16 protein-coding genes and 1 pseudogene are annotated in these 13,588 nt (G+C 57.3%); 8 read left to right on the plus strand and 9 right to left on the minus strand.

Annotated elements, in window-relative coordinates:
* Positions 1–1,353: a poly-beta-1,6-N-acetyl-D-glucosamine synthase gene (gene pgaC / locus CKW15_RS04265; RefSeq protein ID WP_095151694.1), complete on the plus strand. Its 1,353-nt coding sequence runs from the start codon at positions 1–3 to the stop codon at positions 1,351–1,353.
* Positions 1,350–1,877, plus strand: a complete 528-nt coding sequence (gene pgaD, locus CKW15_RS04270; RefSeq protein ID WP_095151695.1) for a poly-beta-1,6-N-acetyl-D-glucosamine biosynthesis protein PgaD — start codon at positions 1,350–1,352, stop codon at positions 1,875–1,877. Before pgaC ends, pgaD begins: the two co-directional genes overlap by 4 nt.
* Before the next feature lie 96 nt (positions 1,878–1,973).
* On the opposite strand, the pseudogene CKW15_RS28655 reads toward pgaD, so the two are convergent.
* Positions 1,974–2,099: pseudogene (locus CKW15_RS28655) on the minus strand (Rieske (2Fe-2S) protein); the annotation flags it as partial.
* A gap of 139 nt (positions 2,100–2,238) precedes the next feature.
* Between CKW15_RS28655 and CKW15_RS04275 the strand changes: the two are divergent.
* The 5 genes from CKW15_RS04275 (at position 2,239) to CKW15_RS04295 (ending at position 5,131) form a co-directional block, all read left to right on the plus strand.
* Positions 2,239–2,802 (plus strand): YbhB/YbcL family Raf kinase inhibitor-like protein, encoded by a 564-nt coding sequence (locus CKW15_RS04275; protein ID WP_095151696.1) that lies wholly within the window; start codon positions 2,239–2,241, stop codon positions 2,800–2,802.
* 36 nt (positions 2,803–2,838) lie between these two features.
* Positions 2,839–3,114 carry a hypothetical protein gene (locus CKW15_RS04280; RefSeq protein ID WP_256583082.1) on the plus strand — a complete coding sequence of 92 codons (276 nt, stop codon included), beginning with the start codon at positions 2,839–2,841 and terminating at the stop codon, positions 3,112–3,114.
* A gap of 117 nt (positions 3,115–3,231) precedes the next feature.
* On the plus strand, positions 3,232–3,525 hold the full coding sequence (locus CKW15_RS04285) for a type II toxin-antitoxin system Phd/YefM family antitoxin (protein WP_095060549.1): 294 nt from the start codon (positions 3,232–3,234) through the stop codon (positions 3,523–3,525).
* Positions 3,522–3,704 (plus strand): type II toxin-antitoxin system RelE/ParE family toxin, encoded by a 183-nt coding sequence (locus tag CKW15_RS04290; RefSeq protein WP_256580377.1) that lies wholly within the window; start codon positions 3,522–3,524, stop codon positions 3,702–3,704. Before CKW15_RS04285 ends, CKW15_RS04290 begins: the two co-directional genes overlap by 4 nt.
* A gap of 1,001 nt (positions 3,705–4,705) precedes the next feature.
* Positions 4,706–5,131 carry a potassium channel family protein gene (locus tag CKW15_RS04295; RefSeq protein ID WP_060543898.1) on the plus strand — a complete coding sequence of 142 codons (426 nt, stop codon included), beginning with the start codon at positions 4,706–4,708 and terminating at the stop codon, positions 5,129–5,131.
* A gap of 138 nt (positions 5,132–5,269) precedes the next feature.
* Here CKW15_RS04295 and CKW15_RS04300 read toward each other — a convergent pair whose 3' ends face one another.
* Genes CKW15_RS04300 through CKW15_RS04330 form a run of 7 tightly spaced genes read right to left on the minus strand, consistent with a single transcriptional unit; the run spans position 5,270 to position 11,570 of the window.
* Complete coding sequence (locus tag CKW15_RS04300; protein WP_095151698.1) at positions 5,270–6,643, minus strand: ATP-binding protein; 1,374 nt, start codon at positions 6,641–6,643, stop codon at positions 5,270–5,272.
* Positions 6,640–7,302, minus strand: coding sequence for a response regulator (locus tag CKW15_RS04305; protein ID WP_060543900.1), 663 nt, complete (start codon positions 7,300–7,302; stop codon positions 6,640–6,642). Before CKW15_RS04305 ends, CKW15_RS04300 begins: the two co-directional genes overlap by 4 nt.
* A gap of 11 nt (positions 7,303–7,313) precedes the next feature.
* Complete coding sequence (locus CKW15_RS04310; RefSeq protein WP_095151699.1) at positions 7,314–7,958, minus strand: tetratricopeptide repeat protein; 645 nt, start codon at positions 7,956–7,958, stop codon at positions 7,314–7,316.
* Positions 7,955–8,764, minus strand: a complete 810-nt coding sequence (locus tag CKW15_RS04315) for an SDR family oxidoreductase (RefSeq protein WP_095151700.1) — start codon at positions 8,762–8,764, stop codon at positions 7,955–7,957. The genes CKW15_RS04310 and CKW15_RS04315 overlap by 4 nt, the downstream gene beginning before the upstream one ends.
* On the minus strand, positions 8,751–9,425 hold the full coding sequence (locus CKW15_RS04320; RefSeq protein WP_095151701.1) for a TenA family transcriptional regulator: 675 nt from the start codon (positions 9,423–9,425) through the stop codon (positions 8,751–8,753). Before CKW15_RS04320 ends, CKW15_RS04315 begins: the two co-directional genes overlap by 14 nt.
* A complete protein-coding gene (locus CKW15_RS04325; protein WP_060543904.1) occupies positions 9,422–10,903 on the minus strand; it encodes an AMP-binding protein in 1,482 nt (493 codons plus the stop codon). Before CKW15_RS04325 ends, CKW15_RS04320 begins: the two co-directional genes overlap by 4 nt.
* The gene (locus CKW15_RS04330; protein ID WP_060543905.1) at positions 10,893–11,570 is read right to left on the minus strand and encodes a thermostable hemolysin; all 678 of its coding nucleotides are present in this window, start codon (positions 11,568–11,570) and stop codon (positions 10,893–10,895) included. Before CKW15_RS04330 ends, CKW15_RS04325 begins: the two co-directional genes overlap by 11 nt.
* Before the next feature lie 199 nt (positions 11,571–11,769).
* On the opposite strand from CKW15_RS04330, the gene CKW15_RS04335 reads away from it, so the two are divergent.
* A complete protein-coding gene (locus CKW15_RS04335) occupies positions 11,770–12,312 on the plus strand; it encodes a cytochrome b (protein ID WP_095151702.1) in 543 nt (180 codons plus the stop codon).
* Positions 12,313–12,553: 241 nt separating this feature from the next.
* On the opposite strand, the gene CKW15_RS04340 is transcribed toward CKW15_RS04335, so the two are convergent.
* A complete protein-coding gene (locus tag CKW15_RS04340; protein ID WP_095151703.1) occupies positions 12,554–13,363 on the minus strand; it encodes an NYN domain-containing protein in 810 nt (269 codons plus the stop codon).
* Between the last annotated feature and the right edge of the window lie 225 nt (positions 13,364–13,588).

Here is a 13,588-nt window from a genome sequence, read left to right on the forward strand (position 1 = left end):
ATGCTGGACAGACTTTTGGCCATGCTGGTGCTGGCGATCGTCCTTGGGGTTCCCCTCGGACTGATCTTCCTGCTGACCGGGCAATTCCTGATGGACTTCGTGTTCTTCTACCCATTGTTCATGTCCGGGTTGTGGATCGCCGGTGGCCTGTATTTCTGGCTGCACTGGGAGCGGCACTGGCCGTGGGAAGACGACACGCTGCCGCCGCCGCTTGAAGGCGAGCCGCTGATTTCGATCCTCATTCCTTGCTACAACGAAGGCGAAAACGCGGCCGACACCATTCAAGCGGCACTGGCGCAGCATTACCCGAATATCGAAGTCATTGCGATCAACGACGGCTCCAGTGACAACACCGCTGCCGTGCTCGATGCCTTGGCGCAGCAGGATCCGCGTCTGCGCGTGGTGCACCTGGCGGAGAACCAGGGCAAGGCAGTCGCTCTGCGCATGGGCGCCATTGCGGCGCGCAGCGAGTATCTGGTGTGTATCGATGGTGATGCACTGCTGGCGCCGAACACGGCGGCTTATCTGGTTGCGCCCATGCTCGACAACGCGCGCCTCGGCGCCGTGACCGGCAACCCGCGGATTCGCACGCGCTCGACGTTGGTGGGGCGTGTCCAGGTCGGCGAGTTCTCTTCCATCATCGGCTTGATCAAACGCACTCAACGGGTGTTCGGTCGGATCTTTACCGTCTCCGGGGTGATCGTCGCTTTCCGTCGTACGGCGCTGCACCGGGTTGGCTACTGGAGCCCGGACATGATCACCGAAGACATCGACATCAGCTGGAAACTGCAACTGGACCACTGGAGCATCTTTTACGAGCCCCGTGCACTGTGCTGGATCCTGATGCCGGAAACCCTGGCGGGCCTGTGGAAGCAGCGACTGCGCTGGGCCCAGGGTGGCGCCGAAGTGCTGTTCAAGAACATTCGCGGAATCTGGCAATACCGTCACCGCTACCTTTGGCCGCTGCTGTTCGAATACTGCCTGTCCACCGGTTGGGCGTTTACCTTCCTGCTATCGATCATCTTCTGGGCGATGGGCAAGTTTGTCGAAATGCCGTCCTCGATTGCCGTCGATCACCTGTTGCCGCCGGCCTTTACCGGGTTGCTGCTGGCGACCGTCTGCCTGTTCCAGTTCGCGGTCAGCATTCTGATCGACCGCCGATACGAAAAAGGCCTGTGGAAAACCATGTTCTGGGTGATCTGGTATCCGCTGGTGTTCTGGCTGATCAGTTTGCTCACCACGCTCGTCAGCTTCCCCAAGGTGCTGTTCAGTCAAAATCAGAAACGTGCACGCTGGGTGAGTCCTGACCGAGGCATCAAGCCGCTGAGCGATGAAAAGGAGGACGCCAAATGAAAATCATCCGAACTCAGCGGAATCTTGTTTGGGTCGTGATCGATGTTTTTTTCACGGTGCTGGCCTGGATCGGACTGCTCTATTTGCTGATACGCGGGCTCTGGCCATTGATCGACACCCACGCGGGGCCGCGCCTCGATGGTTCGGTGTTCAATGCGCTCGGTACGTTGCAGATTTATTTTTGGGTGGCGGCGTTGAACGCGGTGATCCTGATTTCCTGGGCGCGTTACCAGCACCGTAAAAGCAAGAGCTTTCTCCAGCGCCGTTTGCCGGCACCGGTGGTGGATGATCTTGATTTGAGCGAGACCTTCAATCTGACCCGTGAGCGGCTCAAAAAGCTGCGCACGTCCGGCTCCATGACCATCCACAACGATCAGGAAGGGGATGTCAGTCGCGTGGTCACGCACTTCTTCCCCGTCACGGCACAGCAGTTACCTGAGCGTCTGGCGCCACTGGCACATCCGCGAGTGATTCGCTTGCCGGCCGACAAAGACGATAAGCAAGCGCCCCTCACGTCCGCCTAGGGAAGGTCTCGAATCAGCCGCCACGCTTGATCCAGCGACAGCGGCTGTTTCATCCGTTCGACAAGCATCGCCATTGCCCGGTCTTGCTCACAGGCCATCGCCCTGATAGGCACGCAGTTGATCGCCGGCGCGTAGCAGGAGGATTTTGCTGTCTCCGGCCTGCACTTCCATGCCCCGGTCTTCGGGCACATCGGCGAAATTCGCAACGCGATGCAGAGTCATGATCGCTCTCCAGACATACCTTTCAATGATGAGTCTGGCGCAGATTACGAGGTTCATCCATAAGCCACTGCCACGGCGTGAACGCTCCGGCTATAGTCTGCACGCCGCCCACGGCCCCACATGCACAAGGTGCTCCGGTATGATCCGATTGACCTCTTTGAACCCTTGGCTCGCGGCCGTAGCAGTTGCCTTTTGCGTGCAGTTACCGGCACACGCCGCGCAAGAGCGTTTCACCCTGAGCATTCCGGGTGTCTCGGATGACCGCTTGTTCGCCTCGGCCGCCGCCAGCGATGCCCCGGGCTGCGGCGGACACAACGTTTCCCCGGCACTGAGCTGGAACCCCGGCCCGACAGGCACCCTCAGCTACGCCATCGTCATGCACGACCCGGACGGCCAGAAAGGCCAGGGCGTCGATCACTGGGTGCATTACGGCATCAAGGCCGGCACGCATCAGATTGCATCCGGCGTCGGCGCCAAATCTGCGCTGGAAGGCGTGGCCGGCACCAACAGCAAAGGCACCACCGGTTACATCGGCCCTTGCCCGCCCGTTGGCGACAGCGCTCACCACTACATCATCCAGCTCTACGCCCTGGACCTGGCGCCAGAGGCCTTGCCCGCCGGCCTGACCCGTGCGCAGTTTCTGGAAAAAATCAAAGGCCATGTGTTGAAAAACAGCAGCGTGGTGCGCCGTTACCACCGCTGACGAATATTCAGAACGATCTGACCCCAGCCCGGCGATTTGGCATTACGGCCCGAAAACGCGCACTATCGGGCCATAGCCGATGCGTTGGAGGATGCCGTGGCAAAAAAAATCGACCGCATCGCCCAAATGCTCAACTGCCCGCAAAAGGGCGAAGAACTACGGCGAGCCATTACCGAGAGCCGTAAGGACTTTCTGCTGAATCAGCCGGAAGAAGCCATTGTTGAAGACGACGACCTGGAAGAGGAAATTTTCGAGGACGACGAAGACGATGACGATGATGAATACGACGAGTTTGACTGGACGACAGAATGAAAAAACCGCTTAGGCGGTTTTTTTGTGGGTTGGCATCGCACTGGTCAGGTGTTCGTTGACCACCATGCCAGCAATCGAGCACTATAAAGTACTTTTTTTCGTACCATTGGAGCCGTCATGGAACAGCTACTCGCAAGCCGTTCGGTCAGCATTACCGAGCTCAAACGCAGCCCGAGTACGGTGATCGAGCAAGCGGGTTCGGAGCCTGTTGCCGTGCTCAACCACAACCGTCCTGCTGCGTATCTATTACCCCATGCTGCCTATCAACAGCTGCTGGATCGGCTGCATGCCGCAGAACTTCGGGAAGCCATTGCAGCAAGCCGCAATGATCCCCGTCCGGCCATCGCTGCCGAAACCGTGTTCGCCGAGCTTGATGCGCTGGCGAGTTGCGTTTGCAGTGCTCGCGATTGATCGATCAGCCGAACCTGGGTGTTCCAAAGGATGATTGTGCCAAGGGATTGCGAATGATTACCCATGGTCGTTATCTGATTTTCTACAGCGTGGAGGGCGTCGATATCATGGTCGAGCGCGTTCTGCATGGCGCGAGAGACATCGTCCGACTGTTTGAAAAAAACGGCATGGGTGATTAAGGCGCCCAGCTTTTGAGCACCAAAAAAAAGCCCCAGACCTAACGGCCTGAGGCTTTCTCATTACAACCAGGCGTCGTTTGAACTGGAGGCTGTGATGCCCGGGTTGTATGGGTTTTGTAGGGCGTGCCTCGTCAAGGCATACATGAGGGCATACACGGCGCTTGCTGCTGGCTTGCCGGTGCCGTGGATGCCAGCACCAGAACGTAATAGAACTAACATCGAATTGGCTACCGGCGATAACCGAATCCTTGGTGTTAGCGCTTGGCCAACGTGTCGGCACGTTAGCTATTGTTAGCATTGCGCGGCGCCTAGCCTTTTCCGACAGAGAACGGCCGTCCATGAGCGACTGTTTGGGCCGCTGGCACGGCCCAAACAGCAATTAGGAACACCTTTGTAGCTGACTAGGGTAATTCGCGCTTCCGACTGCTGGTTTCTCAGGCAAAGCCCGTAGCTCTTAGTTTTCGACGTATTCAGTGCGTTTTCACACAGCCTGGACCCAAAGCCGCCCTTCGTGAAGGGCAGAGATCGGCCAGGAGCGGCCACTCAAAAAAAATGATATCGCTGTGGGTTCGCGGGGAAAATCGCATCCAGTAAACAAACATATAGCTTCGCAGATCGAATTTCGGATATAGGTCTACGCTTCTCCATTTACACACACTTGGAGGCTCAGGGTCATTTCGCTGGGGGCTATTAATAGAATGCGTTTGAGTTTGAGCATCACATACCTCGCCCTGAAACCTGCCTGAGTGCAAACCCACCTGGACGAACAAGTACGTTTCCATAATCGTCCTGTCGACTTGTTGCGACTGGAAAGCAGCAATTCGATTATTTGGCGTTATGCCGTGGGAGACCTGACTTTTATCAACTAATCAGCAGCTATCGTTAACGGAACGACTGGCTTTCGATTACTTAAAACGTTGTTGATTCAGCTCAACGAGTTTCCGGTTTCTTGGTGTAGAAATACTCTGATTCACCATCGCCCCTATCGCTGGAGATTTGCCATGCTGGCAGTCACCCTGATCAATACGCTGGTGGTCATCATCGCCGTAGTAATCCACTACGAATGTCTGTTACGTCTGAATGATTGGCTGCCCCGGCTCAAGCTGTGGAGCCGCTTCAGAATCGTCGTTGGGGTATTCGGCGCCCTCCTGGCCCATGTGATAGAGGTCTGGTGCTTCGCCATGGTTTACTACCTGATGGTGCACTCCGGGAAATGGGGGAGCCTGACAGGTAATTTCGACGGTTCTCTCATGGACTGCGCTTACTTTTCCTTCACGACCTACACGACAATCGGCTTCGGCGATATATCACCGGTGGGCCACCTCAAGTACCTGACCGGCCTGCAAGCCCTGACCGGGCTGGTGCTCATCACTTGGACCGCCTCCTTTCTGTTTCTGGAAATGCAGAAATACTGGAAGCTCAAATAGTCCCGATTCCACTCGTATCCAATTCGATCTAAACCGCCAGAACGCAGCACGGCACCTGATACAGAATGTGCTCGGATGTGCTGCCCATATCGAAAGATGAACCGATTGCTGCTGTTAGCGATAGGCAGCAATCCGTTTCTAACGGTCTGAGCGACCAATTTCCAAAGTAGCGCGCAATCCTTTGGGGACGCGATTCTCGAGGCTGACCTGCCCACCATATCGATGGGCAATGGCCTGAACAATGGTCAGGCCCAACCCCGCGCCCTGATCATTTCCGCGACTGTAGAAACGCTCGAAGAGCCGATCGCGATCCCCCTCATCGATACCCGGTCCTTCATCCTCGACAGAAAGTTCGTAGCCAATTTCCTTTTTACTCAGCCTCACGGTGACAAGTCCGTGAAGCGGGGAAAAATTCGCCGCGTTGGTGACCAGATTGTTCAAGGCAATATCGATGGCTGCTGGGTCGACTCTTACAAGGCCAATGTCGTCGCTGACATCGAAAACCAGTTCCAGATCCTTGCTCAACAACCAGGGGGTCAACTGGACCAGGCTCTCGCGGACGGTGGCTGCCAGGTCAATCGGTGCAGGTGGCTGCGTTCTTCCTTGTGGCTCGATACGAGCCATCGTGAGTAATTGATTAACCAGCCGACTGGTACGGTCCACGCCGGCAATCAAGTGCTCAAGCGATGCACGACGCTCCTGCTCACTCCCCGCCTCCATCAGGTTCTGCGCATGCACCCTCAGCACGGCGAGTGGTGTGCGCATTTCGTGGGCGGCGTCAGCGATGAAACGTCGCTCACGCCCCATGACTTCCTGAATCTGCGCGAGCATTCGGTTGAGGGCTGCCTGCATCGGCTCAAGCTCGGTCGGTAGTGGTGTCAACTGCAAGGGCTCGAGTGAGCCGGGATGCCTCGCTCGCAGCGTTGCAGCCATGTTGACCAAAGGCTTCAATCCCCAGCCGATGGCCAACCAGATCATGGCGGCCAGCATCAAACTGCCCAAAATATTGGGCCACAACGTGTGGCGTACGATTCGGTCAACCAGATCTGACCGCACATCGTCTCGCTCGCCCACCCAGATGCGCAATTTGTTCTGTTTATCCTCGAGCAGGAAAGCGCGCCAGTGGCGGTTGTTCAAATCGACTATATCGCTGAAGCCCGGTTTTCGTGGCGGTGCGCTGAACGATGGTGCACTGGCCGTGTGTACCAGCACTTCGTCATTAATGTTCCAGACCTGAAAGGCAATCTTGGTTTCATAGGGATGCCCATCGACCCTCGGATCCGCCTCACTCAGGGCCTGGTTAAAGGCCTGATAGAGATCAGCGTGTTCTATGCTCGCCATGGGCATGCGCATGATGCCCTGTAACAGGCGAGCGTTTTGCGCCAACTGGGCATCATAGACTTCGGCAATTTCATGGTTGCTGTCGTGCAGGTTGAGCACGCTGATCACGGCAATACCCGCCAGCATCAGGCCAATGATCAGGGTCAGGGTGCGACGCCTGATCGAGGTCATTGACGCTCCTCCACCAAATAACCGACGCCACGGACCGTGCGAATCAAACCGCTGGAGAACTTCTTGCGCAGGTGATGAATGTGTACTTCCAGGGTGTTACTTTCGGCTTCCTCATTCCAGCCGTATAGCAGTTGCATCAGATGATCACGCGTCATCACCCGGCCCGCAGGAGAAAGCAATTCGTGTAGCAGCTGGTATTCCTTCGGTGTCAGGGCGACTGGCTGCCCCTTGTAGCTGACTTGCTGAGTACCCGGGTTCAGACTGATGCCGGCGTGTTCGATCAACGATTGTGCACGGCCGGCACTGCGCCGCAGAAGCGCTCGTAAACGGGCTTTCAACTCTGCCAGGTCAAATGGCTTGATCAGGTAGTCATCAGCGCCGGCATCCAGTCCGGCGATGCGGTCTTCGGTGGCATCTCTCGCGGTCAGGATCAGCACCGGCAGATTGGAGCCACTGTCACGCAGGCGTCTGAGTACTTCGAGACCATCAATACGTGGCAGGCCAAGGTCTAGTATCGCCAGATCGAAAGTTTCACTGAGCAGCGAGTGCAAGGCACTGCTGCCATCCTGCAACCAGTCAACGGTGTAACCTTCCCGGGTGAGGGCCTGATGGATACCCTCGCCGAGCGCCACGTCATCCTCGATCAGTAATAAACGCACAGGCACTCCTGTCAGCCGAGTTTTTTGTTTACGTCCACCAACAGCGCTTCAATTTCTTTGCGGCGCCCGGCATCAGCGCTTTCACGACCAGGCCGAGGCGCGGCCGTCAGTGCTTTTTGCAGCGCGGCTTTGGCTTCAGCGTAGCGCTTTTGACGGTAGAGGTGATCGCCCCAGAAGTACAGGCTATCGATACCATTCGGGTTCATTTGCAACGCCACTTTGAGCAATTGTTCGGCCTTGTCCGAGTCGCCAAAACCGATGGGCCAGCCCGGCACACGGTCGTACAGCGCACCGAGGCTGGTGTAGGCCGAGCCTTGCAGAGCCTTGGGGTCCAGGGCCAGGGCTTTTTCCAGATCGGTTTTCGCTTGCTTGACCTTGCTCAACGCACCGAGCCCTCCCTGGGCACCGGCCCAACTGCTGGTGACGATACCGGACCAGATCCAGGCCTCGGCGACGTTCTGACGCTCTTGCGTGAAACTCGAAGCCTGCGCAGCCAGTTTTTCAAAGGCATCGGTTCGTTGTCCCTCCGGCAACTCATATTGAATGTGCGCCCAGCTTTGCTGGATCCCGTTAAGGCGTTGCTGGTCGGCGGCATCCAGTGCCCAGACACTCGGGCTCAAGACGCCAAGCAGCAGGCAAGCGATGATCTTGTTCATGGTTTGAGATGCTCCTGATCGGGTTTCTGGCTCAAGCGGCGGATCAGCGGCAGTTGCTTGCGCAGCCCTCGATCCACCAGATGGGGCAACAAGCTATTGAGGCGGACAAAAAAACGTTCCGGCCAGCCCAGGTACAAGTCGCGACGGTCACCGGCAATGGCATGAATCACTGCGGCCGCCACGGTTTGCGGATCGTCGACGTTGGCCTTCAGCGCATCGTTCAGTGCCTGGGCTGCCGGACTGTTCATGCTGGTGCGGGTGGCGCGCGGAGCGACGTAAAGCATGTTGACCCGGGTGTCTGCCAGCTCCCGGCGCAGGGCTTCGGAGAAACCGCGCAACGCAAACTTGGTGGCGCAATAACTGGCGTAGCCGGGGTAGCCGATGGAGCCGTAGGTCGAGCCGACATTCACCACCATGGCCGTATCGGCCTGTTTCAGCAGTGGCAGCAGGAGTTTTGTCAGGCAGATCGGCGCAGTGATGTTCACTGCCAGCATCGCGCTGATCTCACTGTCATCCAACTGTTCGAGCATGGCGAAATGATTGACCCCGGCAGCATTGATCAGCAGGTTGATGCCGCCGATGCTTTCGGCCTCCGCCAGCACTTCGCGGCGGTCGGCGAGTGACGTCAGGTCGGCACCGATCCAGCACAGGTTGCGGGGATAAAGATCAAGCAGCGGCACCAAGGGTTCCCGATGCCGAGCCACGGCCAAAACCCGGGCACCACTGGCGCACAGGGCTGTGGCGATGGCCAGGCCGATGCCACCGCTAGCACCGGTCAATACGACGCGAGCTTCAGATAGGCGCATGCAGGCTCTCCCCGTTACACGGCAAGCCACGGAACATATCGGCGTAGAGTCGGTACACCACTTTGGAGGCGTGAATGACGGCAGCCTGATCGCCCGGGTCTTCGAGCTGATTCATCAGGAGGCGATAGGTCTGCATGTGTTCGATATCCAGCGAGCCATGGGAACTGAGGTAGGTGAAGGCGCTTTCTGGCAGCTCCAGGCGTTCGCGAATACTGCCGGCGGCGTGAGTGGCCAGAGCGATGCTGGTACCTTCAAGCACATTGACCATGCCGAACAATCCCACCGGGTTATCCCTGGCAATCAGGTCATAGAGAAAGCTGACCATCAGCTCGATCGGCAAGGACGGATGCCCGTCGCGTACGGCGTTTCTGTCACCACCACAGGCTTCAATGTCATTGAGGACCCATTGTTCATGGCCATACTCGTCATCAATGTATTCACACACCGCTTCGCGCAGCCATTCCAGCCGTAATGGCAAGCGTGCGCCGCAGGCCATCATCAATGGCACGGTATGACGCACGTGGTAATAGGCCTGTTCCAGAAAAGCCCGATAGCTTTCCAGGCTGACGTCGCCCTCCAGCGCGTTACGGATGATCGGTAAATTGAACAGCTCAGTGCGTTCCTGGTGAGTGGCTTCTTGCAATCGGTCAAAAAAACTCATGGTACGATTTCCTCGGAAAATACAGATCCAGCCAATTGCGCCCGATAGCGTTCAACGATGGCATCGCGGCGGGGCCGGCCATTGGCGGTGAGCAAGCCGTTGCCGGGGGTAAAGGGTTGATCGAGCCGGGTCCAGTGATGGATCCGGGCGTAATCCGGCAAGGCCTCGTTGGCCTGGGCCACAGCGGCGGCCAATTGTTCGTCGGGGCAGTCCGGTCGATGCGGCCAGAGCAGCGCGTGGTTGCCGGGCATGGCCTCGCCATAGACGAAGGCCTGAGCGACAGGCCCGCGCTGCGTCAGTTCGGCCTCCACCCAGTCGGGGTTGACGTTGCGGCCGAAACTGGTCACGAACTGATGTTTCTTGCGCCCCTTGAGGTAGAGAAAGCCGTCGGCATCGAACTCGCCGAGATCGCCACTGGGCCACCACTCAGCGGTATGCGGTGCTTCTCCCAGATAGCCCAGCAAGGATCCCCCCTTGATCAACACCTCGCCGTCATCGGCCAAGCGAATCTCTACATGGGGCAGCGGCTGGCCGACACTGCCGGGGCGTTGCGTTTGCGGACGATTGAGGCAGACCACCGAGGCGCACTCCGACAGTCCGTACCCCTCGAAAACCGGTATACCCACGCGTTGAGCACGATGCAGTAGATCTTCGCAAACCCGCGCACCGCCCACGGCGACAAAGCGCAAGCCCTGTGGATCGAAGGCTTTTTGTTCAGCAGTGCTGACCAGTACCAACAGCAACTGGGGCACCAGAATCAGGCTCTGGGGCGACCGGCTCGCCAGGCATCCCAGCAGCGATGGCACATCAACGCCACTGGCACCTCGAATACCCAGGGTTTTCTCGCTGGGCAGACTCAAGGTCGCGCCAGCGAACAAGGCCGCATAACATCCGATGTTCTCCAGCAGGATGGCCAATGGCAGCAGCGCAAGATGGTGACGCGGATGGGTGGGTTTGCTCGCCAGATCCAGCTCACGGGTGACACGCAAAATGCTGTCCGCGCTCAAACACACACCCTTGGGCGTCCCGGTGGTGCCGGAGGTGAAGGTCAACTTGGCGGTGCCTTCGGGCATAGGGCTCGGGTTGCTGAAGGTGCGATGCCAGAACTCACCGCTTTTCCGGTATCCGGCTGCTTGCAGTTCATCATGCATGGACGGTTCGGCAATCACCCGTTCGGCCTGGCTTTGTTCCAGGCAATGCTTACGTTGCGCCGGATTGAAAAAAGGCGGCAAGGTCACGCAGGTCAAACCTTCGAACAACACGGCCAAATCCCAGAGCATCGCATCGACACCGTTGTCCAGCGCCAGCGCAACAACCTTGACCTGTTCATCGCGCAGGCACTGCTGACGCTGCATCACTTCCGCGTACAGGTTGGCGTAGTTCAGCTTGCGGTTATCGCCCCACAACGCGGTGACATTGGATTTTTGCTCGGCATGGTTACGCAGCGCCTGTTTGAATCGTTCAAGTTCAGGCGACATGGCAGGCGCCTTCAATGGAGGTTGGCAAGCCCAGCCGACTGAACAGACCGATGTTTCGTAAATGTATGAATCCGGCGCGGATATTGCCAAAGTGGACCCAAGGCTTGCTCTCGTAGTAGCTACCCCAGGCGTACCGTTCCTCGCCAAGCCGCGCCGGGTCGGCCGCACACAGCGTCACGGGGTTCAAACCCAGGCGATGAAAGCTGTTCACCAATCCCACGCTGCCAGTGAAGGCCACCCATTCCAGCCCACCCATAGCGAGCAAATAGGTCATCGCAACGATGCTCATCCGCGCGCTTCCGGTATCGCTGGCCGCCAGATTACCGACCTCGACGACCGCCGATCGGTCCACGCTATTGTTGGCGCTGGCACTGATCAGCAACTCGATTGCCTCGTCCAGGTAACCCTCCAGAAATAGCGGTCCGGCGTTTGCGAGACGTATCCCCGCCACTGCACACAGCCCGCCGGACGCGTCGCTCATGCCGAACAGTTCCGGCATGAAATGGCGAATGTCGGCACCGTGGGCTTTACGAAAGCGTTGCTGGATAAAGCACTCGAAGGCACCGCGGTGCGAATCACCCGGCAATGCTCTGGCGAGCTGCATCGGCGCTGCTTCGGCCTGGCCAAGGTGCAGCGGCAACTGAATATTCCAGTTGAAATCGGACATTGGAAAATACCTCCCCCGGAGCAATTGAGGGGAAGTATCAATGGCATTTCTTAACGAAGTCTGAAGGTGAGAAAAATGGGCGGAAGCTGTCTTCAGATTGCCTTAAGACTCGGTGGGCAATGTGGCGAACATCAATTTGACGACAACCAACCAGGCTGCTCGAATGAGCTGGCGGCCAATGACTTGCATGAGGCCCAGGATGATTCGCAATACAACCCTAAATCGCTACGCAACACTCTCGATCATGATGCACTGGTTGATGCTGGCGCTGTTTGTCGGCGTGTACAGCTGCATTGAAATCAAAGGATTGTTGCCGAAAGGCGATCATTTGCGAAGTTTGTTTCTCGGGCTGCACGGTATGTTCGGACTGAGCATTTTTGCCCTGGTCTGGGTCCGCTTGATTGGGCGGCTGAAACCGCGCCCGCCTATTACACCGGCGCTGCCCACTTGGCAGACGGCGTTGTCCTACCTGATGCATCTGGCACTCTATGTGCTGATGATCGTTACTCCGTTACTGGCCTGGCTGATGCTGGCCGCAGGGGGGAAACCGGTGCCCTATTTCGGTTTTTTTCTGCCAGCGCCAATAGCGGTCGACCCTGACTTGGCAAAGCAGCTCAAGTATTGGCACGAGCTACTCGGCAGCACCGGTTACTGGTTGATCGGTCTGCACGCGTTGGCGGGGTTGTTCCATCACTACTATGTGGGCGATAACACCTTGACCCGGATGCTGCCAAAGCGTTGAAGGCTTTTCCCTTGTTGTTTGTCTGCATCAGCCCAATGACTTGCATTGGTCCGTTTGTCCCTTTGAGACTTGCAACACGCTGCCAATTTTGGTCAGGACAATGGACGCAATAGATCGGTTGCCGCCGTTCATGAAGGGTAGCAACCGACTTACTGCTCCCTTCCTCAGTGACCACAATTTTCCGATTTCTGCCTGTCGCGAAGGGCAGTAGTCGGCCAAGAGCGGTCGTTGGTGACGGGGGCTACAAGCTCGGCTGCCGGTGCCGGGCATAGAGTATTGAACCACCCACTCCCGACGTTCCTCTAGTTTGCAGTTCAAACGTATCCGGATACCCCTTGATCAACTCACTGAGCTTTTTATAACCATGGGTGCGAGGGTCGAACTCAGGTCTCAATTTGCTGATATTGGTGCCCAGCGCACCCAAGTGAGCCCAGCCGTCCTCATCGGCAATGTCATCCAAGATCTTTGCGATGAAACTTACTGGTGCCTTGGGTAGCTTTTTTACTTCGGGCGTACTGGCGACTTTGACGGCCTCGATTTCAGCAGGTGGCTCAGGTTCGGGTCGACCATGTCCATTGCTTGCAGCAACAAGCACTTCACCGCGCAGCAATTCGGTATAGATGAACTTGTCACAGGCCGACACGAACGGTCTCGGGGTTTTTTCTTCACCAAACCCGTAGACCGTCAAACCTTCTTCTCGTAACCGCGAAGCGAGGCGGGTGAAGTCACTGTCGCTCGAAACCAGGCAGAAACCGTCGAAGCGTCGGGTGTACAGCAAGTCCATTGCGTCGATGATCAAGGCACTGTCTGTTGCGTTCTTACCTTTGGTGTACGCGAACTGTTGGATAGGCTGAATCGAATGGTCGAGTAGCACCTTTTTCCATCCACCCAACTGAGGGCCAGTCCAGTCGCCATAGATCCGCTTGACGTTGGCGACGCCGTACTTGGCGATTTCTTCGAATAAACCTTCGACAATTGCTGCGGGAGCATTGTCGGCGTCGATTAACACTGCCAAGTGTTTTTGCGTGGGGGTGGGTGCGTGGATGGCCATGGGTCGTCCTTGAGTTGAGGACTTCAACATACCGTTAAATCACGGATGAACAAAGGGATCACCGCTTCGCGCTAAAGAGTGTGTTTTGCCAACGGCTACGGGTTTGCGGTGATGTACAAAGCGGAACCGATTAGCCAATGACTTTTAATCGACCGATAGCAGCCGATGGTCAGAGGCTGCTTAGGGTCGACTTCTGCCGGTCACGACAGGCAGAAATCGGCCAGA

Source organism: Pseudomonas sp. Irchel s3b5, assembly GCF_900187435.1.
Lineage (GTDB): Bacteria > Pseudomonadota > Gammaproteobacteria > Pseudomonadales > Pseudomonadaceae > Aquipseudomonas.

Bases quoted from the DNA above. Each gene is read 5' to 3' on its own strand.
- pgaC (WP_095151694.1), top strand. From the start codon at position 1: ATGCTGGACAGACTTTTGGCCATGCTGGTGCTGGCGATCGTCCTTGGG.
- pgaD (WP_095151695.1), top strand. From the start codon at position 1,350: ATGAAAATCATCCGAACTCAGCGGAATCTTGTTTGGGTCGTGATCGAT.
- CKW15_RS04275 (WP_095151696.1), top strand. From the start codon at position 2,239: ATGATCCGATTGACCTCTTTGAACCCTTGGCTCGCGGCCGTAGCAGTT.
- CKW15_RS04285 (WP_095060549.1), top strand. From the start codon at position 3,232: ATGGAACAGCTACTCGCAAGCCGTTCGGTCAGCATTACCGAGCTCAAA.
- CKW15_RS04295 (WP_060543898.1), top strand. From the start codon at position 4,706: ATGCTGGCAGTCACCCTGATCAATACGCTGGTGGTCATCATCGCCGTA.
- CKW15_RS04300 (WP_095151698.1), bottom strand. From the start codon at position 6,643: ATGACCTCGATCAGGCGTCGCACCCTGACCCTGATCATTGGCCTGATG.
- CKW15_RS04310 (WP_095151699.1), bottom strand. From the start codon at position 7,958: ATGAACAAGATCATCGCTTGCCTGCTGCTTGGCGTCTTGAGCCCGAGT.
- CKW15_RS04315 (WP_095151700.1), bottom strand. From the start codon at position 8,764: ATGCGCCTATCTGAAGCTCGCGTCGTATTGACCGGTGCTAGCGGTGGC.
- CKW15_RS04320 (WP_095151701.1), bottom strand. From the start codon at position 9,425: ATGAGTTTTTTTGACCGATTGCAAGAAGCCACTCACCAGGAACGCACT.
- CKW15_RS04325 (WP_060543904.1), bottom strand. From the start codon at position 10,903: ATGTCGCCTGAACTTGAACGATTCAAACAGGCGCTGCGTAACCATGCC.
- CKW15_RS04330 (WP_060543905.1), bottom strand. From the start codon at position 11,570: ATGTCCGATTTCAACTGGAATATTCAGTTGCCGCTGCACCTTGGCCAG.
- CKW15_RS04335 (WP_095151702.1), top strand. From the start codon at position 11,770: ATGATTCGCAATACAACCCTAAATCGCTACGCAACACTCTCGATCATG.
- CKW15_RS04340 (WP_095151703.1), bottom strand. From the start codon at position 13,363: ATGGCCATCCACGCACCCACCCCCACGCAAAAACACTTGGCAGTGTTA.